This window comes from Nocardioides sp. YIM 152315 (assembly GCF_029210375.1).
Lineage (GTDB): Bacteria > Actinomycetota > Actinomycetes > Propionibacteriales > Nocardioidaceae > Nocardioides.
This window is the reverse complement of the sequence record NZ_JARGER010000040.1, coordinates 54,025-79,531: the sequence shown is the minus strand read 5'-3', so window position 1 is coordinate 79,531 and position 25,507 is coordinate 54,025. Positions and strand designations below refer to the sequence as shown.

The 25,507-nt window shown below is 72.1% G+C and carries 25 protein-coding genes; 16 read left to right on the top strand and 9 right to left on the bottom strand.

The features are described 5' to 3' along the window. The first annotated feature begins 32 nt into the window (after nt 1-32). From PZ894_RS17200 to PZ894_RS17185, 4 genes are all read left to right on the top strand, one after another. Nucleotides 33-965, top strand: coding sequence for a 1,4-dihydroxy-2-naphthoyl-CoA synthase (locus PZ894_RS17200; protein ID WP_275746672.1), 933 nt, complete (start codon nt 33-35; stop codon nt 963-965). A 91-nt stretch (nt 966-1,056) separates the two neighbouring features. Continuing rightward, nucleotides 1,057-2,190 carry a GTPase gene (locus PZ894_RS17195; protein WP_275746670.1) on the top strand — a complete coding sequence of 378 codons (1,134 nt, stop codon included), beginning with the start codon at nt 1,057-1,059 and terminating at the stop codon, nt 2,188-2,190. Further along, on the top strand, nt 2,187-2,807 hold the full coding sequence (locus tag PZ894_RS17190) for a class I SAM-dependent methyltransferase (RefSeq protein ID WP_275746669.1): 621 nt from the start codon (nt 2,187-2,189) through the stop codon (nt 2,805-2,807). Before PZ894_RS17195 ends, PZ894_RS17190 begins: the two co-directional genes overlap by 4 nt. After that, nucleotides 2,804-3,493: an NAD-dependent deacylase gene (locus PZ894_RS17185; protein ID WP_275746667.1), complete on the top strand. Its 690-nt coding sequence runs from the start codon at nt 2,804-2,806 to the stop codon at nt 3,491-3,493. Before PZ894_RS17190 ends, PZ894_RS17185 begins: the two co-directional genes overlap by 4 nt. Here the strand turns inward: PZ894_RS17185 and PZ894_RS17180 are convergent. Beyond that, nucleotides 3,482-4,243, bottom strand: coding sequence for a TetR/AcrR family transcriptional regulator (locus PZ894_RS17180; protein WP_275746665.1), 762 nt, complete (start codon nt 4,241-4,243; stop codon nt 3,482-3,484). The two genes, PZ894_RS17185 and PZ894_RS17180, sit on opposite strands and share 12 nt — an antisense overlap. Before the next feature lie 151 nt (nt 4,244-4,394). Between PZ894_RS17180 and PZ894_RS17175 the strand changes: the two genes are divergently transcribed. After that, nucleotides 4,395-6,560, top strand: coding sequence for an MMPL family transporter (locus tag PZ894_RS17175; RefSeq protein WP_275746663.1), 2,166 nt, complete (start codon nt 4,395-4,397; stop codon nt 6,558-6,560). 64 nt (nt 6,561-6,624) lie between these two features. Beyond that, nucleotides 6,625-7,341: a hypothetical protein gene (locus PZ894_RS17170; RefSeq protein WP_275746661.1), complete on the top strand. Its 717-nt coding sequence runs from the start codon at nt 6,625-6,627 to the stop codon at nt 7,339-7,341. Here the strand turns inward: PZ894_RS17170 and treZ are convergent. The 3 genes from treZ to glgX are packed head-to-tail and all read right to left on the bottom strand — an operon-like array spanning nt 7,325 to nt 13,556. After that, entirely contained in the window at nt 7,325-9,088 is a 1,764-nt protein-coding gene (gene treZ, locus PZ894_RS17165; RefSeq protein WP_275746660.1) for a malto-oligosyltrehalose trehalohydrolase, read from the bottom strand. The genes PZ894_RS17170 and treZ overlap by 17 nt on opposite strands. Then, a complete protein-coding gene (treY, locus tag PZ894_RS17160; RefSeq protein WP_275746658.1) occupies nt 9,085-11,358 on the bottom strand; it encodes a malto-oligosyltrehalose synthase in 2,274 nt (757 codons plus the stop codon). The genes treZ and treY overlap by 4 nt, the downstream gene beginning before the upstream one ends. Then, nucleotides 11,355-13,556 (bottom strand): glycogen debranching protein GlgX, encoded by a 2,202-nt coding sequence (gene glgX, locus PZ894_RS17155; protein WP_275746657.1) that lies wholly within the window; start codon nt 13,554-13,556, stop codon nt 11,355-11,357. Before glgX ends, treY begins: the two co-directional genes overlap by 4 nt. Before the next feature lie 80 nt (nt 13,557-13,636). Here glgX and PZ894_RS17150 point away from each other — a divergent pair, with 80 nt between their 5' ends. Continuing rightward, on the top strand, nt 13,637-15,088 hold the full coding sequence (locus PZ894_RS17150) for an MDR family MFS transporter (RefSeq protein ID WP_275746656.1): 1,452 nt from the start codon (nt 13,637-13,639) through the stop codon (nt 15,086-15,088). 6 nt (nt 15,089-15,094) lie between these two features. On the opposite strand, the gene PZ894_RS17145 is transcribed toward PZ894_RS17150, so the two are convergent. Next, entirely contained in the window at nt 15,095-15,394 is a 300-nt protein-coding gene (locus PZ894_RS17145; RefSeq protein WP_275746654.1) for a helix-turn-helix domain-containing protein, read from the bottom strand. Between the two features lie 93 nt (nt 15,395-15,487). Here PZ894_RS17145 and PZ894_RS17140 point away from each other — a divergent pair, with 93 nt between their 5' ends. The 7 genes from PZ894_RS17140 to PZ894_RS17110 all read left to right on the top strand — a co-directional run bounded on the left by PZ894_RS17140 (nt 15,488) and on the right by PZ894_RS17110 (nt 21,273). Further along, the gene (locus PZ894_RS17140) at nt 15,488-16,729 is read left to right on the top strand and encodes an MFS transporter (RefSeq protein ID WP_275746653.1); all 1,242 of its coding nucleotides are present in this window, start codon (nt 15,488-15,490) and stop codon (nt 16,727-16,729) included. Between the two features lie 70 nt (nt 16,730-16,799). After that, nucleotides 16,800-17,534 carry a VIT family protein gene (locus tag PZ894_RS17135; protein WP_275746651.1) on the top strand — a complete coding sequence of 245 codons (735 nt, stop codon included), beginning with the start codon at nt 16,800-16,802 and terminating at the stop codon, nt 17,532-17,534. Between the two features lie 59 nt (nt 17,535-17,593). Continuing rightward, on the top strand, nt 17,594-18,166 hold the full coding sequence (gene thpR, locus PZ894_RS17130) for an RNA 2',3'-cyclic phosphodiesterase (protein ID WP_275746649.1): 573 nt from the start codon (nt 17,594-17,596) through the stop codon (nt 18,164-18,166). Between the two features lie 51 nt (nt 18,167-18,217). Continuing rightward, nucleotides 18,218-19,351, top strand: coding sequence for an NAD(P) transhydrogenase subunit alpha (locus tag PZ894_RS17125; protein WP_275746648.1), 1,134 nt, complete (start codon nt 18,218-18,220; stop codon nt 19,349-19,351). A 1-nt stretch (nt 19,352) separates the two neighbouring features. Then, entirely contained in the window at nt 19,353-19,673 is a 321-nt protein-coding gene (locus PZ894_RS17120; protein WP_275746645.1) for an NAD(P) transhydrogenase subunit alpha, read from the top strand. Continuing rightward, nucleotides 19,673-21,052 carry an NAD(P)(+) transhydrogenase (Re/Si-specific) subunit beta gene (locus tag PZ894_RS17115; protein WP_275746643.1) on the top strand — a complete coding sequence of 460 codons (1,380 nt, stop codon included), beginning with the start codon at nt 19,673-19,675 and terminating at the stop codon, nt 21,050-21,052. Before PZ894_RS17120 ends, PZ894_RS17115 begins: the two co-directional genes overlap by 1 nt. A gap of 44 nt (nt 21,053-21,096) precedes the next feature. Further along, nucleotides 21,097-21,273: a hypothetical protein gene (locus PZ894_RS17110; protein ID WP_275746642.1), complete on the top strand. Its 177-nt coding sequence runs from the start codon at nt 21,097-21,099 to the stop codon at nt 21,271-21,273. Nucleotides 21,274-21,277: 4 nt separating this feature from the next. Here the strand turns inward: PZ894_RS17110 and PZ894_RS17105 are convergent, their stop codons facing one another. Together PZ894_RS17105 and upp are read right to left on the bottom strand one after the other, a co-directional pair. Then, nucleotides 21,278-22,774 (bottom strand): calcium-binding protein, encoded by a 1,497-nt coding sequence (locus PZ894_RS17105; RefSeq protein WP_275746641.1) that lies wholly within the window; start codon nt 22,772-22,774, stop codon nt 21,278-21,280. 52 nt (nt 22,775-22,826) lie between these two features. Continuing rightward, nucleotides 22,827-23,468, bottom strand: a complete 642-nt coding sequence (gene upp, locus PZ894_RS17100) for a uracil phosphoribosyltransferase (protein ID WP_275746639.1) — start codon at nt 23,466-23,468, stop codon at nt 22,827-22,829. Nucleotides 23,469-23,742: 274 nt separating this feature from the next. Between upp and PZ894_RS17095 the strand changes: the two genes are divergently transcribed. Both PZ894_RS17095 and PZ894_RS17090 read left to right on the top strand, forming a co-directional pair. Next, complete coding sequence (locus tag PZ894_RS17095) at nt 23,743-24,228, top strand: tRNA adenosine deaminase-associated protein (protein WP_275746638.1); 486 nt, start codon at nt 23,743-23,745, stop codon at nt 24,226-24,228. Between the two features lie 23 nt (nt 24,229-24,251). Beyond that, the gene (locus tag PZ894_RS17090) at nt 24,252-24,683 is read left to right on the top strand and encodes a nucleoside deaminase (RefSeq protein ID WP_275746734.1); all 432 of its coding nucleotides are present in this window, start codon (nt 24,252-24,254) and stop codon (nt 24,681-24,683) included. Between the two features lie 152 nt (nt 24,684-24,835). Here the strand turns inward: PZ894_RS17090 and PZ894_RS17085 are convergent, their stop codons facing one another. Continuing rightward, nucleotides 24,836-25,036, bottom strand: coding sequence for an I78 family peptidase inhibitor (locus PZ894_RS17085; protein WP_275746637.1), 201 nt, complete (start codon nt 25,034-25,036; stop codon nt 24,836-24,838). Then, nucleotides 25,033-25,431 (bottom strand): nuclear transport factor 2 family protein, encoded by a 399-nt coding sequence (locus PZ894_RS17080; protein ID WP_275746635.1) that lies wholly within the window; start codon nt 25,429-25,431, stop codon nt 25,033-25,035. The genes PZ894_RS17085 and PZ894_RS17080 overlap by 4 nt, the downstream gene beginning before the upstream one ends. Nucleotides 25,432-25,507: the final 76 nt, after the last annotated feature.

Sequence of the window (25,507 nt, the reverse complement as noted above, 5' to 3'; positions counted from 1 at the left end):
GTGCGCATTCCCCGGGGATAGCCTCCTCGGTCATGAGCGCAATCGACGGGGTGTCCGAGATCTTCGACGCCGCCGACTGGGACGCCGTGCCCGGCTTCGACGACCTGACCGACCTGACCTACCACCGGGCGAGGGCGCACGGCACCGTGCGGGTCGCGTTCGACCGACCCGACGTCCTGAACGCCTTCCGGCCGCACACCGTCGACGAGCTCCTCCGGGTGCTCGAGCACGCGCGCACCACCTCCGACGTGGGCTGCGTGCTCCTGACCGGCAACGGTCCGAGCGCGAAGAACGGCAAGTGGGCGTTCTGCACCGGCGGCGACCAGCGCATCCGCGGCCGCGCCGGCTACATGTATGAAAATCAGCACGGCGCCGAGGGCGAGTCCGCCGAGACCGTCGACAAGGCGCGGCTCGCCCGGTTGCACATCCTCGAGGTGCAGCGGCTCATCCGGTTCATGCCGAAGGTCGTCATCTGCGTCGTCCCCGGGTGGACAGCCGGCGGAGGCCACAGCCTGCACGTGGTCTGCGACCTGACGCTCGCCTCGTCCGAGGAGGCCCGCTTCAAGCAGACCGACGCCGACGTCGGCTCGTTCGACGGCGGCTTCGGCTCGGCGTACCTCGCCCGCCAGGTGGGCCAGAAGTACGCCCGAGAGATCTTCTTCCTCGGCCAGGAGTACTCCGCCGAGGACGGAGTCCGGATGGGCACGGTCAACCGCGCGGTCCCGCACGCCGAGCTCGAGAGGACCGCGCTGGAATGGGGCCGGCTCGTCAACGGCAAGTCGCCCACCGCGCAACGGATGCTCAAGTACTCCTTCAACCTCATCGACGACGGCCTGGTCGGCCAGCAGCTCTTCGCCGGCGAGACCACCCGGCTCGCGTACATGACCGACGAGGCCCAGGAGGGCCGCGACCAGTTCCTCGAGAAGCGCGACCCCGACTGGTCGCCGTACCCCTGGTACTACTGAGCGCTGGCTGTCGGGCGTGCGGCTTCGAGGCTCGGGCGTGGCAGCCCTCGCACCTCGCCCACCGGTTGCGCCGCTCTGAGACGCTTGAGCCATGGCGAAGCCGAGGGACGAGTGGTTCGGCCAGGCCTTCGGGAAGGCGTGGAAGGACCAGGCGGAGGAGGTCGGCCGCTTCAACCTGGCGATCTTCGGCAAGACCGGGGTCGGCAAGAGCACGCTCGTCAACGCGATCTTCGGCAGCGAGATCGCGGAGACCGGGATCGGCGAGCCGGTCACCCGCGCGGAGCATCTCTACCTGCACCAGAGCGGCACGCTCGGGGTGCTCGACACCCGCGGGCTCGAGGTCGGGCGCGACAACGACCTGCTGATCTCCGAGCTCCGGGACTACCTCCACGGGATGCGGCGCAAGCCCCTGGCGGAGCAGATCCACGTGGCGTGGTACTGCGTCCGGGCGGGCGACCGGCGCTTCGAGCCGACCGAGGGCGAGTTCGTCCGCGCGCTGCACGAGCTCGGGCTGCCGGTGATCCTGGTGCTCACCCAGGTGCCCCGCTCCGGCACCCGCGTCCATCCCGACGCCGAGGCGCTCGCCGCGAGCATCGCCGCGCTGGACCTGCCGGTCCAGGACGGGCTGATCCACTACACGATGGCCCGGGACGACGAGTTCACCGGGCAGGCGGCGTACGGCCTCCAGGAGCTCCTCGATGCCACCTTTCGCGGTGCGCCCTCGGGCGTCGCCCACGCGATCACGGCGGCTCAGCGCATTGACTTCGACCGCAAGCGCGAGCGCGCGGAGGCTGCGATCAAGCTGGCGACGGGGGCGGCGACCACCGCCGGGGCCTCCCCCATCCCCTTCTCCGACGCCGCCATCCTCGTCCCCCTCCAGCTGACGATGATGGCCTCGATCGCCGTCACCTACGGGATCTCCATCGAGCGGTCGACGGCCGCCTCGATCGCCGCCACGGCCGCGGCGACGACGGCCGGCCGCTCCCTGGTGGGCAACCTGATCAAGTTCGTGCCCGGCGCCGGCACCGCCGTCGCGGGCACGATCAACGCCACCGTGGCCGGGACCTTCACCTACGCGATGGGGCACGCGTGGGTGCGGGTCTGCGAGCGGCTCGCGCACGGCGAGCTGCGGACCGTCGGCGGTGCGCTCGACAGCGACCGGATCCACCGGGTGTTCATGGAGGAGTTCAAGTCGCTGGCCTCCCGTCGCGGACCGCCGTCGTGAGCACTCGCTGGGAGCGCATCGCCAAGGAGACCGCGGGTGACCACTACGCGCAGCGGTACGCCGAGCGCTTCCGCGCCCTGCGCGAGCGCGGGGACGACGTGCACGGCGAGGCGGCGTTCGTGGCCGACCTGTTTCCTGCTCCTGCCCGGATCCTCGACGCGGGCTGCGGGACCGGCCGGATCGCGATCCGGCTCGCCGAGCTCGGGTACGACGTCGTCGGGGTCGACCTCGACGAGTCGATGCTCGACGTCGCGCGCGCCGAGGCGCCGGGCCTGGACTGGCGATCGGGCGACCTCGCGACGTTCGACCTCGGCGAGACCTTCGACCTGGTGCTCGTCGCCGGCAACACCGTCCCGCTTCTCGATCCGGGCACGCTCCTCGACGCGTGCGAGCGGCTGGGCGCACACCTGACGCCCGGCGGGGTCGTCGTGTGCGGCTTCGGCCTCGACGCCGCGCACCTGCCGCAGGGCTGCCCGCCGACCGACCTCGCCGACGTCGACGCGGCGTTCGGCGTGCTCGGCCTCGACGCGGTGATGCGCTACAGCACCTGGGACGGCGACGCGTTCGACCCCGCCGACGGCTACGTCGTCGTCCTCTACGCGGAGCCCCGCCGATGACCAGGATCGTCGTGCTCACCGGGGCCGGCGTCTCGGCCGAGAGCGGCGTGCCGACCTTCCGTGCCGCGGACGGCCTGTGGGAGGGCCACCGGGTGGAGGACGTCGCGACGCCGGAGGCGTTCGAGCACCGGCCGACCGTCGTGCACCGCTTCTACGACGCCCGGCGCGCGGCGCTCGCCGGCGTCGAGCCCAACCCGGCGCACCGGGCACTCGCGCGGCTGGAGGAGGCGATCGGCGACGACCTGCTCGTCGTCACCCAGAACATCGACGACCTCCACGAGCGCGGCGGCTCCACGAGGGTCGTGCACATGCACGGCCGGCTGCGGGCCGCGTGGTGCCGTGCCTGCGACGGCCGCACAGACTGGTACGACGACCTCGTCGACCTGCCGCCGTGCCCGCGGTGCGGGGTCACCGAGCTGCGTCCCGACGTCGTGTGGTTCGGCGAGGTGCCCTACGAGATGGACCGGATCGTCGCCGCGCTCGACGAGGCCGACGTGTTCGTCTCGATCGGCACCTCGGGCGCGGTCTACCCGGCGGCCGGGTTCGTGCAGCACGCGGCGGCGCGGGGTGTGCGGACCCTCGAGCTCAACCTCGAGCCCAGCGCCGGCACCCACCTCTTCGACGAGGCGAGGCACGGACCGGCCTCGGTGCTCGTGCCCGAGTGGGTCGAGGACCTACTGCGCTGAGGCCAGCCGCTCGCGGACGAGCCTCTCCAGACGCGGCCAGTCGTCGGCGAGGCCGAGGCGGGGGACGAAGTGGCGGAGCGTGTCGACGAACATCTCGCCGGACTCGATGACCCGCGGGTCCATGTGCCCGAACACCTCGAGGGCGACCACGCCGTAGAGCTGCGTCCAGCCCTGCATGTACAGCCAGACGAGGCCGCGCTCGGCCGGCGCGAGTCCCTCGACCTCGGCGGGGATGACCGGGTCGAGCACGGACTCCCGCACGGCGGCGGGCAGCTCCTCGAGGGACGGGATCGGGTGGTGCGTGTGCTCCCACAGCGCTCGCATCTGGCCGGTCAGCAGGTGGCCGGACGAGGCGAGGGTGAGCTGCTCGCGGCGCACGCACGCGGCGTCGGCGACCGGGTTGGCGAAGACCAGCCCGAACTCGCGCGGACTGGCCAGCGCCCACTGGCGGAACGCCGTGGTGGACACCAGGAGCCGGCCGGCGTAGTCGTCCTCGGGCAGCTCGTCGGCCGCCGCGCGGAAGCCGATGGTCGCCGCCTTGTCGATCTCGTACGCGACGAGGTCGACGAGCTCCTGGTAGCTCGCGACGTAGCGGTAGAGCGCGGGCGCGGTGACGCCCATCCGCGCTGCGACGGCCCGCAGGGACAGCTCGGCACCCTCGGCCAGGAGCTCTCGGGAGGCGCGGACGATCTCGTCGTACGTCGCCTCGCGCTGGCGTTCGCGGCGCGTCGGCTCCCGCAGCGTCCCCATGTGCTCTCCCTTCCGGTCCGGCCGGACCCCGACGCGCAGATCCTCGCATCGGACCGTTGACGCGAGGAGTTTACACCGTTTACGGTTTACACCGTTCACTTTCCTGACTGGTGTTCACTGCGCGAGTCGTGACGGAGGCGAGGTAGCGGCGATGATCGATCGATGGGGCGGGTTCGTGGCCCGCCGTGCGGTGCTGGTCCTGCTGACCGGGGCGCTGCTCGTGCTGGGTGCCGGCGCCTACGGCAGCGGGGTCTTCGACTCGCTGAGCCAGGGCGGCTTCGACGACAGCGGCTCTGAGTCGGCACGTGAGCTCGACGCCGCGCGCGCGACGTTCGGCAACAGGTCGGTCGACGTCGTCGCGATCTACTCCAGCGACGACCTGACCGCCGACGACGCGGAGTTCCGGGGCGCGGTCGAGGACGTCGTCGCGGGTCTTTCCCGAGGGACGACCGCGCAGGTGGTGCCCTACTGGTCCGCGCCCGACGCCGGCCTGGTCGCCGAGGACGGGCACGCGGCGCAGGTGCTGATCTCGCTCGCCGGTGACAGTCAGGACGACTACCTGGACCACTACGACGAGATCGAGCCGTCGCTCGAGGCCGAGGGCCTCGATCTCGACCTCGCCGGTCCGTTCGCCGTCTACGACGACGTCAACGAGATCACGTCCGAGGACCTGGAGCGCGCCGAGCTGATCTCGATGCCGCTGGTGATCCTGCTCGCGCTCCTGATCTTCGGCAGCCTGGTCGCGGCCACCATGCCCGCGATGGTCGGCGTGGTCGCGATGGTCGGGGCGCTCGCCGTCGTACGACTGCTGACGACGGTCACCGAGGTCTCGGTCTTCGCGGTCAACGTGATCTCGCTGCTGGGTATCGGGCTCGCGATCGACTACGCGCTGTTCGTGGTCAGCCGCTTCCGGGAGGAGCTCGCGCTGCTGCCCGACGACCACCCCGACGCCCCCGCGATCGCGATCCGCCGCACCATGGCGACCGCGGGCCGCACCGTGATGTTCTCCGGCCTGACCGTGGCGGCGGCCCTCGCGAGCCTGCTCATCTTCCCGCAGGCCTTCCTCAAGAGCATGGGGTACGGCGGGATCGCCGCGGTCCTCGTCGCGATGCTGGCCGCGCTGACGATCCTGCCCGCGACGCTGCGGCTGCTCGGTCGCCGCATCGACGCCGGCCGGCTGCCGTGGCGGCGGCACCGGGCCGTCGCCGGCGCCGACGAGCACGGTCGGTGGGCGCGGCTGGCGCGCGCCGTCATGCGGCGTCCCGTCGTCGTGATCGTCGTGACCGTCGCGGCGCTGCTGGTCGTCGCGTCGCCCTTCCTCGGGGCCCGCTGGGGCAGCGTCGACCACCGGGTGCTGCCCGAGGACGCTCCCGCCCACCAGGCCCAGGTGCTGCTCGACGACGAGTTCGGGGCCGAGACCTCGACGGCCAGCCTGCTGCTCGAGGGCACCAGCGAGCGGGACGTCGCGGCGTACGAGCGCGAGGTCGAGCGGGTCGACGGCATCGGCTCCGTGACGCCGGTCGACCGGGCCGGTGGCACCACGCTGCTGCGGGCGACCTGGGAGGGCAACAGCCAGACCGAGCGGTCGCAGGACATCGTCACGGCGCTGCGCGAGATCGAGCCCCGGTCCGGGACGGCGCTCGTCGGCGGGCTCACCGCCGACACCGTCGACCTGATCTCGTCGGTGGGCGCACACCTCCCCTGGATGGGGCTGATCGTCCTCGTCGTGATGCTGGGACTGCTGTTCCTGGCGTTCGGGTCGGTGGTGCTGCCCGTGAAGGCCGTCGTGATGAACCTGGTGTCGATCACCGCGTCCTTCGGCGTCGTGACCTGGATCTTCTCCGACGGCCACCTGGCCGACCGGCTCGGCTTCGTCGCGCAGGGCTACCTCGACGCGACGATGCCGATCCTAATGCTCGCGATCCTCTTCGGCCTGTCGATGGACTACGAGGTCTTCCTGCTCTCGCGGATCCGCGAGCAGTGGGACGCCACGCACGACAACGACCTGTCGGTGGTCACCGGCGTCCAGAAGACCGGACGGATCATCACCAGCGCCGCGCTGCTGCTGGCGGTCGTGATCGGGGCCTTCGGCCTCTCTGGCATCGTCTTCATGAAGATGCTCGGCATCGGCATGCTGGTCGCGCTGCTCATCGACGCGACCGTCGTCCGCGCCGTGCTGGTACCCGCGACGATGAGGCTCCTCGGTCGGTGGAACTGGTACGCGCCCGCACCCCTGGCGCGCTGGTGGGAGCGACACGGCTTCCGCGAGACCGAGACGCCGGTGGACGACGCCGCCGAGGTGACCGGTGTGACGTGAACCTCGCCGGGAGCGCTGACGCGGCGGTAGCCAGCGCCGCGCGCCCGGTGGAAGGCTGTCGGGCATGACGACGAAGGTGGGCATGGGGCTGGCGGCGCTCGGACTCGGGGCGGCCGTCCTGACAGGTTGTGGTGGCGGCGACGACGGCGACGGTGGTGGCGGCGACTTCGAGGGCCAGTCGGCGGACAAGATCGTCGAGCAGGCCAAGAAGGACATGGACGGCCTGAAGGCGGTCCGGGTGGCCGGGTCGGTCACCACCGACGGCCAGGAGATCGAGCTCGACATGCAGCTCAACACCGACGCCGACTGCACCGGCACGATCGGCTTCGGGGGCGGCACGACCGAGCTCCTCGGCACCGGCGGCTCGGTCTGGATGAAGCCCGACGAGACCTTCTGGAAGGCCTTCGCCGGCGACAGCGCCGACCAGGTCATCACCGTCGTCGGCGACAAGTGGGTCGTCGTGCCGGCCGGTGAGGACGGCTTCGCCGAGCTGTGCGACCTCGACGACCTGCTCGACGAGCTGATCAGCGACGACGACACCGACTACACCAAGGCGGGCGACGACGAGATCGACGGCGAGCGGGTGCTCGCCGTCGAGAGCAAGGACGAGGACGGCTCGTCGACCGGCTACGTCGTCGTCGACGAGCCGCACTACCTGGTCAAGGTCGAGAAGACCGAGGGGGACGAGCCCGGGTCGGTCGCGTTCAGCGAGTTCGACGAGGAGTTCAGCGTCGAGGCGCCCGCCGGGGACGAGGTCATCGACCTCAACGACCTCGGCTGAGCGCCGGCCCGACGACCGCGCCGACGTGGGGCGGGAGGCGCAGCCTCCCGCCCGCCGCCGTTGCGCCACCGCCGGTCTCGATCAGGAGCTGGCCGTGCGCCTCGACCTCGGCGGCGCGGTCGCCGAGGTTGAGCGCGACCAGCAGGTCGCCGCGCCGCATCGTGAAGAGCCGGGCCCCGGCCTCGGCGGTGCAGCTGACGGAGCCGAACGACGGGTCAGTGAGCTCCGGACGCTCCCGACGCAGTCGCCCCAGGCCGCGGTAGAGCTCGAGCAGCCGGGCGTGCCGACCGGAGCGCGCCTCGCCCCAGTCCAGCTTCGACCCCTCGAAGGTCGCCGGGTCCTGCGGATCGGGGACCGTCGCCGGGTCCCAGCCCATCCGCTCGAACTCGGTGATCCGGCCCTCCGCGGTCGCTCGGCCCAACTCCGGCTCGGGGTGCGAGGTGAAGAACTGGAACGGCGTCGACGCCGCCCACTCCTCGCCCATGAAGAGCATCGGCGTGAACGGTCCCAGCAGCGTGAGCATCGCCGCGCAGCCGAGCTGGTCGTCGTCGAGCGCCTCGGTGACCCGGTCGCCCCGGGCGCGGTTGCCGACCTGGTCGTGGTTCTGGCTGCACACGACCAGCCGCCAGGTCGGTGTCGTCGTGGTGTCGACGGCGTGACCGTGGGCGCGGCCGCGGAACGACGAGAACGTGCCGTCGTGGAAGAACCCGCGCTCACAGACCTTCGCCAGCGCCGACAGCGGCTCGAAGTCCGCGTAGTAGCCGTCGGTCTCCCGGGTCAGGGCGACATGCACGGCGTGGTGGAAGTCGTCGCTCCACTGGGCGTCGAGCCCGTACCCGCCGGCTTCGCGCGGCCGGATCAGCCGGGGATCGTTGAGGTCGGACTCCGCGATCAGCGTGAGCGGCCGGCGCTGGTGCGCCGACAGCGCCGCTACCTCGATCGCCATCTCCTCGAGCAGGTGCACCGGCGAGGAGTCGCTGAGCGCGTGCACGGCGTCGAGCCGCAGCCCGTCGACGTGGTAGTCCTCGAACCACATCCGCACGTTGTCGAGGATGTAGCGGCGCACCTCGGCGGAGCCGTCGTCGTCGAGGTTGACCAGGTCGCCCCAGGTGTTGGCGCCCGCCTTGAGGTACGGCGCGAACAGCGGCAGGTAGTTGCCCGACGGTCCGAGGTGGTTGTAGACGACGTCCTGGACGACGCCGAGCCCGGCCGCGTGACAGCCGTCGACGAACCGCTGGTAGCCGTCCGGCCCGCCGTACCCCTCGTGCACGGCGAACCAGCCGACCCCGTCGTACCCCCAGTTGTGGGTGCCGTTGAACGCGTTGACCGGCATCACCTCCACGAGGTCGACGCCGATCTCGCGCAGGTGGTCGAGCCTGCCGAGTGCGGCGTCGAAGGTGCCCTCGGGGGTGAAGGTCCCGACGTGCAGTTCGTAGACCACCGAGCCGGCGAGCTGGCGGCCGGTCCAGGCTTGGTCGGTCCACGCGAAGGCGCTCGGGTCGTGGATTCGCGAGCGCTGGTGGACGCCCGCCGGCTGACGCCGCGAGCGCGGGTCGGGCCGCGGCGTGTCCGAGTCGTCGATCAGGTAGCCGTAGTCGGTCTCCTCTCCGGCCCGGTCGGGAAGGGGCTGTGCCGGCGTCCACCAGTCGTCGGCTCCCCGGGTCATCTCCACCGTGGCATCGCCCACCGACAACCGGAGCCGTTGTGCACAGGGCGCCCAGACGTCGAAGGGTCGGCGCTGCGTCATGCGTCCTCCCGGACCAGCAGGGCCACCGGGTGCACGGCCAGCAGGTCGGCCACCCGTCCGGTGGTGGGCGTCCCGGTCAGCACGTCGTGCCACCGACCGGCGGGCAGGTCGAGCGCCGTGTCGCCCCAGCCGCCTCGCAGACCGAGTCCGACGGGCAGCCGGGTCGCGATGGCGACCGCGCCGCCGCGGTCGAACGCGAGCACGTGGTCGGCCGCTGACCCGCGCGCCAGCACCGGGGCGTACGACGTGAACAGCTCGGGTCGCTCGCGACGCAGGGTGAGGGCCGAGCAGGTGACGTGCAGCTTGGTGACGGCGTCGTCGGACTCGGCGCCGGCGAGCACGGCCGCCCGGTGGTCGAAGTCGACGGGCCGGCGGTTGTCGGGGTCGACGAGCGAGGTCTCCCAGAGCTCGCTGCCCTGGTAGACGTCGGGCACGCCGGGCATCGTCAGCGCGACCAGCTTGGCGGCCAGCGAGTTGGACCGGCCGGGCTCGTCGACGTGGGTGCAGAGGTCGGTCAGCACCCGCTGGACGTCCGGCGACGCGAAGGCCGCGTCGACGGCGGCGTGCACGGCCGCCTCGTAGGCCTCGTCGGGCTCGGTCCAGGTGGTGCGGTCGCCGGCCTCGCGCATCGCCTTCTCGGCGTACCCGTGCAGGCGGTCGGGGAGGTCCGGCAGGTGCTCGGGGGTCCACGCACCCAGCACCGCCTGCCAGAGCAGCGACCCGAAGCCCGGGTCGGGCACCGGCGCGAGGCGCAGCAGCTCGTCGAGCGCGGCCGCCCAGACGTCCGGCAGCTCGGCGAGCACGGTGATGCGGGCGCGCACGTCCTCGCCGCGCTTCGTGTCGTGGGTCGACAGCGTCGTCATCGCCTGCGGCCAGTCGCGCTGCCGCACGGTCATCGCGTGGTGGAAGTCGTCGACGTCGACCGCGAACACCGACGGGTCGCCGCCGACCTCGTTGAGCGAGGTGAGCCGCGACCAGCGGTAGAACGAGCAGTCCTCGACGCCCTTGGCCATCACCATGCCGCTGGTCTGCTGGAAGCGGCGGGCCGGCCGCGTCCACGGGTCGGCCAGCAACGGCTCGAGCACGTCGTACGTCGCGGCGAGGTCCGGCCGCGTCCCGCGGGCCCGTGCGAAGGCCTCGTCGAGGTGCTCGCGGCCCTCGGGCAGGTAGGAGCGGTAGACCGGGAAGCAGGCCAGCAGCTCCGCCACGGCGTCCTCGACGGACTCCTCGGCCACGTCGTCGGTCAGGTGCAGCACCTCGCGGGTGATCCGCCGGACCTCGGAGTGCAGGATGCCGTCGGCCACCGCCCGCTTGTTGTCGTGGACCATGCGGGGCCAGTCGACGGGCCCGCCCCGGAGCCGGGATTCGAGGGCGTCGAGCGGCTCCTGGCCGGCGGGATCGGTCAGCACCCGGTCGACGAGCGCGAGCGCGTCGTACCCGGTCGTGCCCCGGGTCGCCCAGTCGGACGGGAGCTTCTCGCCGCTCTCCAGGATCTTCTCGACGAGCACGTAGGCGTGGTCGGTCAGCGCGGCCAGGTCCTCGAGGTAGCGCCGCGGGTCGCGCAGGCCGTCGGGATGGTCGACCCGCAGCCCGTCGACGAGCCCCTCCTCGAACCAGCGCCGGATCTCCACGTGGGTCTCGGCGAACACCTCGGGATCCTCGACCCGCACGGCGGCGAGCGTGTTGACCGCGAAGAACCGCCGGTAGTTGAGGCTGTCGTCGGCCTCGCGCCAGTTGACGAGGCGGTAGTGCTGCTCGTCGTGGGTGGACGTGCCGGGGGCGAGTGGAAAGCGCTGGTCGTGGTAGCGGATCTCGCCGCCGCGGACGACGATCGAGTCCTCGTCGTCGTCACCGACGACCGGGATCAGGATCTGGCCGTCGCCGGCGGCCCAGTCGACGTCGAACGCCGTGGCGTGCTCGGACTCCCGACCCAGCCGCAGCACGTCCCACCACCAGGGGTCCTCGGCCGGCGTCGCCACGCCGACGTGGTTGGGCACGATGTCGACGAGCACCCCCATGCCCAGCCGCCGCGCCTCGGCCGACAGCGCGGCGAGCCCCTCGGCGCCGCCGCGCTCGGGGTCGACGTGGTCGAACGCGACCACGTCGTACCCGTGCTGGCTGCCGGGCTCGGAGGCCAGCAGCGGCGAGAGGTAGACCCAGTCGACGCCGAGGTCGTGGAGGTACGGCAGCCGGCGCGCGGCCTCGAAGAGGTCGAAGTCGGGCGTGACCTGCAGACGGTACGTCGAGGACGGCGTTCGCTGCGGACTCATCGACCCTGCGCCTGCGCGACCGACGCGGCCACCGACAGGTCGGGCTCGGCCTCGGGCTCCTGGTGCTCGCGGAGCACGACCATGCTGCGCGTGGGGATCGTGAACGTCTCGCCGGCCGCGAACGTGCCGTCCTCGTCGGCAGAGCCTCCGGTGTCGATGACGACGTCCCACGCGTCGGCGTACTCGTCGGAGGGGAGGGTCACCGTCGTCTCGCCGTCGGCGTTCAGGTAGAGCAGGAAGTGGTCGTCGACGACCTGCTGGCCGCGGTCGCCGACGCCGGCGATGCCGTGGCCGTTGAGGTACATCCCGAGCGCCTGCGCCCCCGCACCGGAGTCCGACGCCGTCCAGTCGTCGTCCTCCATCGGCCGGCCGTCGAGGTGCAGCCACACGATGTCGTTGAGCCGGTCCCCGTCGCCGCCGGCGGGCACCCGCACCGCGGTGCCGGCGAAGAACCGCTTGCGGCGGAACGTCGGGTGCTCGCGCCGCAGCCGCGACACGGCCGCGGTGAACTCGACGAGGGGCAGGTCGGCGTCGTCCCAGTGCACCCACGAGAGCTCGTTGTCCTGGGCGTAGGTGTTGTTGTTGCCCTGCTGGGTGCGGCCGAGCTCGTCGCCGTGGAGGATCATCGGGACGCCCTGGCTGAGCAACAGGGTGGCGATGAGGTTGCGCTGGGTGCGCGCCCGCGCGGCCAGGATCTCCGGGTCGTCGGTGGGGCCCTCGACGCCGTGGTTCCAGGATCGGTTGTGACTCTCGCCGTCGTTGTTGTCCTCGCCGTTGGCGTCGTTGTGCTTCTCGTCGTAGGACGCCAGGTCGCGCATCGTGAAGCCGTCGTGCGCGGTGACGAAGTTGATCGAGGCGACCGGCCGCCGACCGGAGTGCTCGTAGAGGTCCGAGGAGCCGGCGATGCGGGAGGCCAGCTCGCCGAGTGACGGCTCGCCGCGCCAGAAGTCGCGGACCGTGTCGCGGTACTTGCCGTTCCACTCCGTCCACTGCGGTGGGAAGCCGCCGACCTGGTAGCCGCCGGGGCCGATGTCCCATGGCTCCGCGATCAGCTTGACCTGGCTCACGACCGGGTCCTGCTGCACGAGCTCGAAGAACGTCGAGAGCCGGTCGACGTCGTAGAACTCGCGGGCCAGGGTCGAGGCGAGGTCGAAGCGGAAGCCGTCGACGTGCATCTCGGTGACCCAGTAGCGCAACGAGTCCATGAGCAGCTGCAGCGAGTGCGGGTGGCGGACGTTGAGGCTGTTGCCGGTGCCCGTGTAGTCCATGTAGTAGCGCTTGTCGTCGTCGACGAGCCGGTAGTACGCCGCGTTGTCGATGCCCCGGAAGCTCAGCGTCGGCCCGAGGTGGTTGCCCTCCGCGGTGTGGTTGTAGACGACGTCGAGGATGACCTCGATGCCGGCGACGTGCAGCTCCTTGACCATCGCCTTGAACTCCTGGACCTGCTGGCCCAGCCGGTCCTCGTCGCCGGCCATCGACGAGTAGTCGGCGTGCGGCGCGAAGAACCCGAGCGTGTTGTAGCCCCAGTAGTTGCGCAGGCCCTTGTCGAGAAGCGTGCTGTCCTGGATGAACTGGTGCACGGGCATGAGCTCGATCGCCGTCACCCCGAGCTTGGCGAGGTGCTCGGTGATCACCGGGTGCGCGACGCCGGCGTACGTGCCCCGCAGCTCCTCGGGCACGTCGGGGTGCAGCTGGGTCAGGCCCTTGACGTGCGCCTCGTAGATGACGGTCTCGTTGTACGGGTAGTCGAGTCGGCGGTCGCCCTCCCAATCGAAGAACGGGTTGATGACCACGCCGTACGTCATGTGCGGTGCGGAGTCGTCGTCGTTGCGGGAGTCGCTGTCCTCTGGGTCGCCGAAGTCGTAGGAGAAGAGCGCCTGGTCCCAGTCGATCTCGCGGGCCGTCGCCTTGGCGTAGGGGTCGAGCAACAGCTTGTGGGGGTTGCAGCGCAGGCCCGCGGCGGGGTCCCAGGGTCCGTGCACGCGGTAGCCGTAGCGCTGGCCGGGCTGGACGGCCGGCAGGTAGCAGTGCCAGACGAACGCGTCGACCTCGGTCAGCTCGAGCCTGGTCTCCGTGCCGTCGGGGTCGACGAGGCAGAGCTCGACGCGATCGGCGACCTCGCTGAACAGCGCGAAGTTCGTGCCGCTGCCGTCGAAGGTCGCGCCCAACGGGTATGCCTGCCCCGGCCAGATCTCCACCGCACCCTCGTACCCGCCGCTGGTCCGCTCAACCGCGCCCGGCGGGAATGGGTGGTCCCGGACGCGGGTTGCCGACGTACGTGACCGCGAACCCAGCGCCCCGCGAGGTGACCCGGGCCAGCGTCGGCCTGCGCAGCGAGCGCGGGCCGATCCTGCTCGCGGTGATGCTCAGCATCGGTCTGGTGGCGATCGACTCGACGATCCTGGCGACGGCGGTGCCGGCCGTGGTGGGCGACCTCGGTGGCTTCACCCAGTTCCCGTGGCTGTTCTCGGTCTACCTGCTCGCGCAGGCGGTGACGGTGCCGGTCTACGCGAAGCTCGCGGACCAGTACGGCCGCAAGCCGGTGATGCTGATCGGGATCGGCCTGTTCGTGCTCGGCTCGCTGCTGTGCGGCTTGGCATGGGGCATGGGCGCGCTGATCGCGTTCCGCGCCGTCCAGGGCCTCGGCGCCGGCGCGGTGCAGCCGATGAGCATGACGATCGTCGGGGACATCTACACGCTCGCCGAGCGCGCCAAGGTGCAGGGGTACGTCGCGAGCGTGTGGGCCCTGTCGTCGGTGGTCGGTCCCACGCTCGGCGGGGTCTTCGCCGACTACGTGTCGTGGCGCTGGATCTTCTTCGTCAACCTCCCGCTCGGTCTGCTGGCCATGGCGATGATCTGGCGCAACTTCCACGAGCAGGTCGAGCGCCGCTCCCACCGGATCGACTTCGGTGGGTCGCTGCTGCTGACCGCGGGCGGTGTGCTGCTCCTCCTCGCCCTGCTGGAGGGCGCCGTGCGGTGGGGCTGGACGTCACCGGTCAGCGCGGCGCTGTTCGCCGGCGCCGTCGTGCTGCTGACGGCGTTCGTGCTCGTCGAGCGGCGAGCCGCGGAGCCGGTGCTGCCGTTGTGGCTGCTGCACCACCGCGTCGTGGTCGCGGCGATGGCGGCGTCCTTCGTCGTCGGCGTGCTGATGATGGGGCTCACGTCGTACATCCCTCTCTACGCGCAGAGCGTGCTGGGGTACGGCGCGGTCACGGCCGGGTTCGCCGTCGCGGCGATGACGCTGGGCTGGCCGATCGCTGCGTCGAACTCCGGTCGGCTCTACCTGAGCGTCGGGTTCCGCTGGACCATGCTGATCGGCGGCGCGATCGGGGCCGTGGGCGCCGCGCTGCTGCTGCTGATCGATCCGGACAGTCCGATCGTGATGCTCGCGCTGCCGTGCTTCGTGATGGGACTGGGCTTCGGCCTGTTCGCGAGCCCCTCGGTCATCGCCGCGCAGACGTCCGTGTCCTGGGAGCACCGCGGCGTGGCCACCGGCTCGACGATGTTCGCGCGCTCGGTCGGCAGCGCGGTCGGCGTCGCAGTGTTCGGCGCGATCGTCAACCACGAGGTCGCGAGCCGCCTCGGCGGCGGCGTACCGGATGTCTCCCACCGGACCGCGGACGTCCTCGACCCGGCGATCCATCAGGTGTTCGTCGCGTCCGCGATCGCCGCCGTCGCGCTGCTCGGGGTCGGCCTGCTCATGCCCCGACGGGTCGAGGAGGCGGCCTGACGCCGCTCAGGAGACGGACAGGATCGACCGGAGCACGCCCGGGTAGCGCTCCTCGACGTCGTCGAGCCGGAGCTCCTGGTGGGTCTGGCCGCCGATCACGCTGCGCTCGGTGACGCCCGCCTCGCGCAGGATCTTGAAGTGGTGGCTGGCGGTCGACTTGCTGACGCCGTCGTAGAGCCGGGCGCACGGCGCGGGACCGGCCGCGGCGTGCATGCGGCGGACCATCTCGAGCCGCACGGGGTCGGAGAGCGCGGCGAGCACCTCCTGGAGGGTGCCGACGGCGACGGGTGCCTCGGTGTCCGACACGTGCGCCTCCCCACATCAGTTTGATAATCATCGAACCGAGCCCTAGCGTGGAGCCCGTTCGACACACATCGAACTTACCACGCGGGAGGACAGATGAGCACGGCGACGACGGCCCCCACGAGCGCCCCGGGCGACCACACGACCGGACAACGGTGGGCCTACCCGCTGCTGATCTCGCTGCTCGCGGCCTCCATGGGCGTCTCGGGCGCGCCGGCGCCCCTCTACGGCCTCTACGAACAGCGCTGGGACCTCGCGCCGATCACGACCACGCTGGTCTTCGCGGCGTACGCCGTCGCCGCGCTGGCCGCGGTGCTGGTGGCGGGACAGGCGTCCGACAAGTACGGCCGCAAGCCGCTGCTGCTCGGTGCGGCCACCGGCATGCTCGCCGGTCTCGTCGTCTTCATGACGGCGCACGGCGTCGCCGCCCTCTTCGTCGCCCGGGCCCTGCACGGCGCCTCCGTCGGCACCGCGGTCGTGGTCGGCAGCGCCGCGCTTCTGGACCTGCGGCCGGCTCGGGGAGCCCGGACCGGTCACCTGACCGGGATCATGCTCAACGTCGGCATCGCCGCGACGATCCTGTCCGCGTCGGTGCTCGCCCAGTTCGCGCCGCACCCCTACGTCGTGCCGTACGCCGTGGTGGCCGCGGTCGTCGGCGCCATGCTGCTCGCGCTCGTCGCGATGGTCGAGCCGCACTCGGGCCGCACCGGCACCGCGTCGGGACGCCTGCGACTGAGCCGGCCGCGCGTGCCGGCGTCGGTCGCGGCGGACTTCCGCTTCGCCGTCCTCGGCATCATGGCCGCGTGGTCGGTGCTCGGGGTCTATCTCTCGCTCTTCCCGGCGTACGCCGGACTGCGGACCGGCGTGCACAGCCTGGTCTTCGGCGGCGCGGTCGTCGCGGCGATGGCGGGGGCGGGGGCCGTCAGCCAGGCGTTCGGCGGTCGCATCCCGCCGCGCCGGGCGGCGATCATCGGTGACTTCGGCACGGCGGTGGCGCTCGGGGTCGGCGTGATCGCGCTCGACAGCGGTCACGCCGGGCTGGTCGGCGGCGCGGCCGTGCTCATGGGGCTGTCCTTCGGGCTGGCGTTCGGTGGCTCGCTGCGCCACCTCGGCAGTGTCGTGCCGGCCGGCCAGCGCGGCCAGGTGATGTCGGCGTACTACGTGCTCGGGTACACCGCGATGATCGTGCCGACCATCCTGGCCGGCTGGGCGGCCACGACCTGGGGGCTGTCCGCGATCTTCCCGTGGTTCTCCCTGGGCGTCGCCCTCGCGTGCCTGGCCGCCGGCGGGCTCGGGTTGCGGATCCGGCGACCGGTGGCCGTGTCGGCCGCGGTGTGAGGCAGGGTCGGGCGCGTCGGCGAGGCTTGCCTTGGTTGCGAGCCGTGGCGGCCAGGCGAAGGATTCGGCCATGACCGCGAGCGAGACCGACGTGCCGGCGGGTCCGCACGAGGGCGAGCCGCATCCTCGGGAGGGACTCAACAACCGGCTCAACTGGCTGCGTGCCGCGGTGCTCGGCGCCAACGACGGCATCGTCTCCACTGCCGGCATCGTCATCGGTGCGGTCGGCGCGACCAGCGACCGCTCGGCGATCGTGATCGCCGGAGTCGCGGGCCTCGCCGCCGGCGCGATGAGCATGGCCGCGGGCGAGTACGTGTCGGTCAGCACCCAACGCGACTCCGAGCTGGCCCTGCTCGCGAAGGAGCGGCAGGAGCTGCGCGACATGCCGGACGAGGAGCTGGCCGAGCTCACCGGGATCTACGTCGAGAAGGGCCTCGACGAGGCGCTCGCCCTCGAGGTGGCTCGGGCCCTGACGAAGAAGGACGCGCTCGGAGCGCACGCCGAGGCCGAGCTCGGGATCGACCCCGACGACATCTCCAGCCCCTGGCACGCCGCCTGGGCCTCGATGCTGGCCTTCACGGTGGGCGCCCTCCTGCCGCTGCTGACCATGACGCTGGCCGCGCCCGACATCCGGCTCTGGCTGACGGTCGCTGCCGTGGTCGTGGCGCTCGCCCTCACCGGATTCGTCAGCGCGCGCCTCGGCTTCGCGCGGCCCGGCCGCGCGGTCGCCCGCACCGTCGCGGGCGGGCTCTTCGCCATGACCGTCACCTACTGCATCGGGTCCGCGCTCGGCACCCAGATCTGAGCGGGCGCGGCCGCGGCTTGCGGAGGCGGCCACTCCGACCTCGGCGTAACCTCCGACCGATGCGGATGTTCGCGGCCGTCGTGCCGCCGACCGAGGCGGTCGACGACCTCGAGGAGTTCCTCGAGCCGCGGCGGGCGGCCGCGGCGTTCCGGTGGGCGAGCAGCGAGCAGCTCCACGTCACGCTCGCGTTCCTGGCGTCGGTCGAGGAGCGACGGCTCGACGACCTCGCCGAGCGACTGGCGCGCGCGGCGGCGCGGCGCACGTCGTTCGAGACCGCGATCGGCGGTGGCGGCGCCTTCCCGAACGCGGGGCGCGCGCGGGTGCTGTGGGCCGGCCTCGACCTCGACGAGACCGGCCGCACCCAGCTCGACCGGCTGGCCACCGGCTGCAGGGCGGCCGCCAACCGGGCCGGTGTCGAGGTCGGCGGCCAGCGCTTCCGTCCGCACCTGACCGTCGCCCGCATCGGCCACCCGACCGAGGTCAGCAACTGGGTCCGACTGCTCGACGGGTACGCCGGACCGCGCTGGGTCGCGGACCGGGTGACCCTGGTCGCGTCGTACCTCGGGGAGGGCCCGCGCGGGCGTCCGCGCTACGAGGAGATCGGCGAGTTCGAGCTCGCGACCGGGGTGTGACGCCTCACACGGCCCTGTTCGGCGTCGGCGATCTGCCCTAGGTTGCGACGCGTGAAGATCGCTGTGGCGAGAGAGACCCGCGAGGGCGAGGCACGGGTGGCGATGGTCCCCGAGCTCGTCGGCAAGCTGACCGGCCTGGGCTACGAGGTGCTCGTCGAGCCCGACGTGGGTCTGCGCGCGCTGATCCCCGACGACGAGTACGTCGCGGCCGGTGCCGCGGTCGAGGGCGCCGCCGTCGACCGGGCCGACGTGGTCGTGTCGGTGCAGCCGCTGCGCGTCGACCAGATCCGGCGGCTCGGCGACGGCGCCGCCACGATCTCGTTCCTCCCGACGGGCCAGGAGCCCGAGGTCGTCAGGGCGCTGCGCGACGCCGGCGCCACGTCGTTCGCGATGGAGCTGGTGCCGCGCATCTCGCGGGCGCAGTCGATGGACGCGCTGTCGTCGCAGGCGTTGGTCTCGGGGTACCGCTGCGCGATCGTCGCGGCGGGGATGCTGCGCCGCTTCTTCCCCCTGAACATGACGGCCGCCGGCACGGTCCCGCCCGCGGAGGTGGTGGTGCTCGGCGCGGGCGTCGCGGGCCTCCAGGCGATCGCGACGGCCAAGCGCCTCGGTGCGGTCGTCAAGGCCTACGACGTGCGCGCGGCCGCGGCCGAGGAGATCCGGTCGATGGGCGCCCAGGCGATCGACCTCGAGCTCGACACGCTCGAAGGGGCGGGTGGCTACGCCCGGGAGATGACCGAGGAGCGTGCGGCGCTGCAGATGGAACGACTCGCGCCGTACGTCGCGGCCGCGGACGCGCTGATCACGACCGCTGCAGTTCCGGGACGTCAGGCGCCGCTGCTGGTGACCGCCGCGATGGTCGAGCAGATGTCGCCCGGGTCGGTCGTGGTCGACCTGGCCGCCGAGACCGGCGGCAACGTCGAGGGTGCGGTGCCCGGCGAGGTCGTGCGCATCGGCAACGCGCAGGTGTGGGGCGGCAGCAACGTGCCGTCGCAGATGCCGGGCCCGGCCTCGAAGCTCTACGCCCAGAACGTCGTCAACCTCGTGCAGCTGATGACCGCCTCGGATGACGGAGTGGGCGGCTTCGCGCCGGACTTCGACGACGAGATCGTCGTCGGGTCCTGCGTCACGCACGACGGCGTCATCCGGCACGAGCCCACCCGTCTCGCGATCGAAGGAGAGTGACATGGACGAGGCCGTCGTCTGGCTGACGATCTTCGTGCTCAGCGTGTTCGTCGGCATCGAGGTGATCTCGAAGGTCTCCTCGACGCTGCACACGCCGCTGATGTCCGGCGCCAACGCCATCCACGGCATCATCCTGCTCGGCGCCGTGCTGGTGACCGGCACGACCGACAACGACGCAGCGCTCGTCGTCGGGCTGGTCGCGATCGTGCTGGCCGCGGTCAACATGGTCGGCGGCTTCGTGGTGACCGACCGGATGCTGCAGATGTTCGTGCGCAAGAAGAGGCCAGCGCCCGATGCCCGGTCGAACGGAGAGGCCGCCTGATGCCGACCTGGGTGCAGCTGGTCTACCTCGCCTGCGCGGTCTGCTTCATCCTCGCGCTCAAGGGGCTCTCCGGCCCGAGGACGGCGCGCGCCGGCAACCTCATCGGTGCCGGTGCGGCCGTGGTGGCGGTCGTGGTGCCCTTCATCTACCTCGACCTCGACCACGTGCCGCTGATCGTCGCGGCGATCGCGGTCGGCACGCTCGGAGGCGTCGTCGGTGCCCGCAAGGTCCAGATGACGCAGATGCCGCAGATGGTGGCGCTCTTCAACGGAGTGGGAGGGGGCGCGGCCGCGCTGGTCGCGCTGCTCGAGCTCCAGGAGATGGTGCCGCACGAGGAGTCGGTCGGCTGGTTCACCTTCGCCGCCACGGCGTTCACGATCCTGGTCGGCTCGGTGTCCTTCTCGGGCTCGATCATCACCTTCGCCAAGCTGCAGGAGCTGATGACGTCGCGCCCGGTGGTCTTCCCCGGGCTGCCGATCGTGTTCGGCGGAGCCGGCGTCGCCTCGATCGTGCTCGGCGTCCTCACCGTCACCGGCCCGGCCGTGACGATCGGCGTGGTGCTCGCGCTCCTGGGGCTCCTGGTCGGCGTACTGCTGGTGCTGCCGGTCGGTGGCGCCGACGTGCCGATCGTGATCTCGCTGCTCAACGCCTTCACCGGCCTGACCGTCGCGGCCGGCGGCTACGTGCTCTCCAACGTCGTGCTGCTCGTCGCGGGCACGCTCGTCGGCGCGTCCGGCACGTACCTGACGCTGCTGATGGCCAAGGCGATGGGCCGATCGGTCTCCAACATCCTCTTCGGTGCGCTCAAGGGCGGTTCGACGCTCGGTGCCGGCGAGGCGTCCGACCGGCCGGTGAAGTCCGCCGGCCCCGAGGACGTCGCGATCCTGCTGGGGTACGCCGACCGGGTCATCATCGTCCCCGGCTACGGTCTCGCGGTCGCCCAGGCGCAGCACACGCTGCGCGAGCTGGTCGACGTGCTCGGCGACCGGGGCACCAAGGTCGACTACGCGATCCACCCGGTGGCGGGTCGGATGCCCGGCCACATGAACGTGCTGCTCGCCGAGGCGCAGGTGCCCTACGAGCAGCTCGTCGAGATGGACCACATCAACGGGGACTTCAAGACCACCGACGTCGTCCTCGTGGTCGGCGCCAACGACGTCGTCAACCCGGCCGCGAAGACCACGCCGGGCGCCCCGATCTACGGCATGCCGATCCTCAACGCCGACGAGGCCCGGCAGATCGTCTTCATGAAGCGGTCCATGCGCCCGGGCTTCGCCGGCATCGAGAACGAGCTGCTCTTCGACCCCAAGACCACGCTGCTCTTCGGCGACGCGAAGGACTCCCTGGGCAAGCTGCTCAGCGCAGTCAAGTCCCTGTGACGCGACCCGGCGGGACGTCCGGGCAGGTCGGTCGTTGGAGTGGCATGACCGACGAAGACGAGGAGCGCCTCGCCCGCGACGACGGGCACCGCTACGAGGCGCCCGAATCCGACGAGACCCGCGTCAACAAGGAGTGGGTCTACGCCGTCCTCGGCGTCCTGGTGCTCGTGCTGCTGGTCCTGATCGCCACCGGCACGGTGCAGATCTTCCCGGGCGGCTGAGCGCTCAGCAGCGGCGCCGCGCGCCACCCCGACACTCGTCACGACCGGGCCCGCCGTTGGTGATGTCGTGACCCGGGCCGCCGACGAGCCGGTCCCGGCCCGCACCGCCGATCAGCACGTCGCGTCCGGCGCGGCCCCAGATCCGGTCGGCGCCGCCGTTCCCGTCGATCCGGTTCGCCGCGGCGTTGCCCCGGATCCGGTCCGTGCCGCGCGAGCCCTGCACGCGCTCGAAGTCCCTCGCCGTGGACCGGCCGAACCGGTAGGAGACCTTCCCGCGCCCGGCGAGGTTCACCTTCGTCCGGCCGTGCACCGAGCGCAGGTCGAGCAGGTCGACCCCGGGGCCGCCCTTGGCGGTGCTGGTGCAGGTCGGCAGCGCGCCGCAGGCGGTGACGGCGCCCGCCGCGAGGGTCGGGTAGGGGAGCCGGATCCGGTCCCTGCCCTCCCCACCGCGGAACACGAACCCGCCGACCGGGATCAGGTTGGCGGTGAGGTCGACCTCCCCACGCAGCAGGTCCTTGCCGGAGCCGCCTTCGAGCGTGCCCTGGTAGGACGCGATCAGCGTGTCCTTGCCGGAGTTGCCGGCCGCGGCGCCGCCGAGGATGCGCACGTAGTCGGCGCCCGCGCCCGCGTGGACGTCCCCGAACGACACGGTGACGTGGTCGTCGCCGCCGGCGGTCCACACCGCGTCGACACCGGGTGTGCCGGCACCGATCGCGTCGACGCTGCTGTAGTACTCGACGTCGCCGGTGCCGAGGAAGACGTCGGCACCGGTGCCGCCGTCGAAGCGGCGCAGCCCGGAGAAGGTGTCGGAGCCCTGGCCGATCGCCGTCCCCGCGGCGACGTCGAACGTGACCGGCTCGTGGCCGTTGTAGTCGAGGGTGGCGGTCGGGGGGCCGGAGACCACGTCGTTGCCGGCGCCCGGGGTCAGCACGTGCCCGCTGCCGCCGGGAGCAGAGAGCTGGTCGTCGCCCTCGTTGCCGAAGAGGTGCTGGTCGTCGCCGCCCGTGGAGTCGAGGCTGTCGTTGCCCTCGTCGCCGTAGGCGAAGGTGCCGCCACCGCCGGCGGCGTGCACCTGGTCGTTGCCCGCGTCGCCGTGGATCACCGCCGACGCCCCGGTGATTGCGTCATTGCCGGCGCCGCCGTGGATGCGGACACCCGGGCCCGCCTCGATCGCGTCGGCCCCCGGGCCACCGCGCACCACGGCCGGCGCCGCGGCGGAGCCGGACGGGCTCCCGCAGAGGACGTCGTCGCCGTCGAGGCCGACGATCTGGACGCCCGTGAACCCGTTGGCGGACAGCACGTCGCGCTGGTCGGTGCCGGTGATGGTCTGGCCGGCGGCCGTGGCGATCTTGTCGGACTTCTTGCCCTGGCAGAGCACGTCCCCGGGCGCGGCTCCGGCCGGGGCGACGCTCCAGGCGATCGCCAGCGGCACGACCAGCGTGGCTGCGGCGGTGAGTACGACGTGGCGAGACGGGCGAGCGTGGCCCCCGAGAGTGCTCATGGCGTGATCATGAGCACCCGGTGGCCGCGCTAAACGCGCGGCCGGTGCACGGTCAGCCGGCGACGCCGTACAGGCGGTCCCCCGCGTCGCCGAGCCCGGGGACGATGTAGCCCTTCTCGTTGAGCCGCTCGTCGAGGGCCGCGGTCACGACGGTGACGGGCACGTCGAGGCCGTCGAGCTCGTGCTCGAGCCGGGCGCAGCCCTCCGGCGCCGCGAGCAGGCAGATCGCGGTGATGTCGTTGGCGCCCCGGTCGGTCAGGAACCGGATCGCCGCGGCGAGCGTGCCGCCGGTCGCCAGCATCGGGTCGAGCACGTAGCACTGGCGCCCCGAGAGGTCCTCCGGCAGCCGCTCGGCGTACGTCGAGGCCTGCAGCGTCTCCTCGTTGCGGATCATGCCGAGGAAGCCGACCTCGGCCGTCGGCAGCAGCCGCATCATCCCGTCGAGCATCCCGAGACCCGCGCGCAGGATCGGCACCACCAGCGGCTTCGGGGTCGCCAGCGAGACGCCGGTCGTCGGCGCCACCGGGGTCACGATGTCGTAGGGGGAGACCCGGACGTCGCGGGTCGCCTCGTAGGCGAGCAGCGTCACCAGCTCGTCCGCGAGCCGACGGAAGGTCGGCGAGTCGGTGCCCTCGTCGCGCAGGTGGGTGAGCTTGTGGGCGACGAGCGGGTGGTCGACGACGTGCGTGCGCATGCCCCGAACCCTAGACGAGTTGTTCCAAGGGGTCGTGCCGGCGAGCGGCGCTCGGCGCCGCGCTGGCCAGGCGCGGGAGCGGCGTCGTACTTGCCCGTCCTGCGAGCGACCGCAACGCAGCCGGCGTGGATGCTGGGCGTCGCGCAGCGTGCGGGCCCTTGGCATGGGTCGTCTCGGGCACGCCCGCCGAAAGGGGGTTGGCCGCTCCCGCGCCGTCTGCCACTCTGGAAGCACCGATGGCGTGCACGGACGGCGGACGGGACGGAGGAGCGCCATGGCCGACCAGATCGAGGCGGTGGACTTCGCTCTCGCGGCCTACCGCGAGGAGGGCGCGTGGGCCGTGGCGGAGCTCGCGCACGATGTCATCGAGGACGTCGACACCCTCTCCCACGCCCTGCGCCGGTTCCCCGGTGACGGCGGCGCCGTCGGCCTGATCGCCGTGGACGAGGACTTCTTCGTGATCGTGCGGGTCGCGGGACCGACCACGCGGGTGCTGCTCTCCGACATCACCGCCGCCGATGAGTGGGAGCTGGCCAGCTCCGCCGTGGACTTCCTCGGACTGCCACCCCCGGAGGACGAGGACGACCAGGTCCCCGCCGGCGACCTCGACCTGCTCGGCGACCTCGGCATGCACGCGATGGACATGGGCGTGCTGCTCGACGACGTCGACCTCTATCCGGACGAGATGCTCTCCGACGTCGCCCGGCGGCTCGGCTTCGGCGAGCTCTTCGACGACGCCGTCGGCCTGACCTCCGCGTGACGACCCCACCCTGGGACGGCGCGATGGGCGCCGCCCTCGATGAGGCGAACGCTGCGCTGGCGACCGGCGACGTACCGATCGGGGCCGTCGTCCTCGCCCCCGACGGCGCCCCGGTCGCGCGCGGGCGCAACGTCCGCGAGGCGGAGCACGACCCCACCGGGCACGCCGAGGTCGTCGCGCTGCGGGAGGCCGCCCGGGTGCGCGGCGGGTGGCGACTCGACGGGCACACGCTCGTGGTCACCCTCGAGCCGTGCACGATGTGCGCGGGCGCCGCGGTGCTCAGCCGGGTGGAGCGGGTCGTCTTCGGTGCCTGGGATCCCAAGGCCGGGGCGGTCGGCAGCCTCTGGGACGTCGTGCGCGACCGGCGGCTCAACCACCGGCCCGAGGTGGTCGGCGGCGTGCGCGCCGCCGAGTCGACGGCGCTGCTCGAGGAGTTCTTCGCGGGCCAGCGTTGATACCTGACGTCCGTCCTGGTGATTGGTGCACGTCGCACCTCGCCGTGAGGGTGGTCACATGCGAGTTCGCGTGGAGCACCTCGACACCGCGGCTGCGCGACGACGGTCGATTTCGAGCGAAGGGTTGCGGACTGGACGTCCGCCCGCGGGCGTCAGCCGACCCAGGCCCGGGTCACGACGTCGTCGGCGTCGTGCTCGAGGTTCACTCGCCCCTCTCGGTAGTCCATGGTCATCATCGCGCCGGGGGTGAGCGGGCGCACCAGCCACCCGGCGTCGGTCGCCGCCCGCGCCGCCTCGTCGAGAGGTCGGCCGACCAGCCCGGCGACGAAGGTGTCGTCCGGTGGAGTGCTCATGACGGCCTCAGCACGTAGAACTCCGTGAACTCCCGACACCGGTCGGCGTCGTCGAAGCGCATCACGAAGCAGTTGTCGTAGACCTGGTGGACCGGATCACCCGGAGCCTTCCGGTACCTCGTGACGCCCTGCGCGACAACGAGGTCGCCATCGACCGCGATCGGTGCATACGTCGCCTCGAACGTGCCGGGCTCGTCCCTCGTGGACGCGCCCTCGCCGGGGCCTTCACCGCGCCACGACGCGACGACCGCGGCGCGGCCCACGATCGGGTCGTCGTATGGGTGGTAGCGGTAGGCGACGTCGTCGGAGAAGAGCGCGCCGATCGACTCAGCGTCGTAGGTCTCCCACGCCGCGACATAGCGGTCCAGCCACTCCTGGGCTCTCCGGCGGTCCATGCCTGCCACCGTACGCCGCGCACCCGGTGGACCCGCGGGGACGCCACGTCCGGGATCGGTCTACCGCGGGCGCGCC

Coding starts and splice junctions, on each gene's coding strand:
- PZ894_RS17200 (WP_275746672.1), top strand. CDS start 33: ATGAGCGCAATCGACGGGGTGTCCGAGATCTTCGACGCCGCCGACTGG.
- PZ894_RS17195 (WP_275746670.1), top strand. CDS start 1,057: ATGGCGAAGCCGAGGGACGAGTGGTTCGGCCAGGCCTTCGGGAAGGCG.
- PZ894_RS17185 (WP_275746667.1), top strand. CDS start 2,804: ATGACCAGGATCGTCGTGCTCACCGGGGCCGGCGTCTCGGCCGAGAGC.
- PZ894_RS17180 (WP_275746665.1), bottom strand. CDS start 4,243: ATGGGGACGCTGCGGGAGCCGACGCGCCGCGAACGCCAGCGCGAGGCG.
- PZ894_RS17175 (WP_275746663.1), top strand. CDS start 4,395: ATGATCGATCGATGGGGCGGGTTCGTGGCCCGCCGTGCGGTGCTGGTC.
- PZ894_RS17170 (WP_275746661.1), top strand. CDS start 6,625: ATGACGACGAAGGTGGGCATGGGGCTGGCGGCGCTCGGACTCGGGGCG.
- treZ (WP_275746660.1), bottom strand. CDS start 9,088: ATGACGCAGCGCCGACCCTTCGACGTCTGGGCGCCCTGTGCACAACGG.
- treY (WP_275746658.1), bottom strand. CDS start 11,358: ATGAGTCCGCAGCGAACGCCGTCCTCGACGTACCGTCTGCAGGTCACG.
- PZ894_RS17140 (WP_275746653.1), top strand. CDS start 15,488: ATGAGCACGGCGACGACGGCCCCCACGAGCGCCCCGGGCGACCACACG.
- PZ894_RS17135 (WP_275746651.1), top strand. CDS start 16,800: ATGACCGCGAGCGAGACCGACGTGCCGGCGGGTCCGCACGAGGGCGAG.
- thpR (WP_275746649.1), top strand. CDS start 17,594: ATGCGGATGTTCGCGGCCGTCGTGCCGCCGACCGAGGCGGTCGACGAC.
- PZ894_RS17120 (WP_275746645.1), top strand. CDS start 19,353: ATGGACGAGGCCGTCGTCTGGCTGACGATCTTCGTGCTCAGCGTGTTC.
- PZ894_RS17115 (WP_275746643.1), top strand. CDS start 19,673: ATGCCGACCTGGGTGCAGCTGGTCTACCTCGCCTGCGCGGTCTGCTTC.
- PZ894_RS17110 (WP_275746642.1), top strand. CDS start 21,097: ATGACCGACGAAGACGAGGAGCGCCTCGCCCGCGACGACGGGCACCGC.
- PZ894_RS17105 (WP_275746641.1), bottom strand. CDS start 22,774: ATGAGCACTCTCGGGGGCCACGCTCGCCCGTCTCGCCACGTCGTACTC.
- upp (WP_275746639.1), bottom strand. CDS start 23,468: ATGCGCACGCACGTCGTCGACCACCCGCTCGTCGCCCACAAGCTCACC.
- PZ894_RS17095 (WP_275746638.1), top strand. CDS start 23,743: ATGGCCGACCAGATCGAGGCGGTGGACTTCGCTCTCGCGGCCTACCGC.
- PZ894_RS17090 (WP_275746734.1), top strand. CDS start 24,252: ATGGGCGCCGCCCTCGATGAGGCGAACGCTGCGCTGGCGACCGGCGAC.
- PZ894_RS17085 (WP_275746637.1), bottom strand. CDS start 25,036: ATGAGCACTCCACCGGACGACACCTTCGTCGCCGGGCTGGTCGGCCGA.
- PZ894_RS17080 (WP_275746635.1), bottom strand. CDS start 25,431: ATGGACCGCCGGAGAGCCCAGGAGTGGCTGGACCGCTATGTCGCGGCG.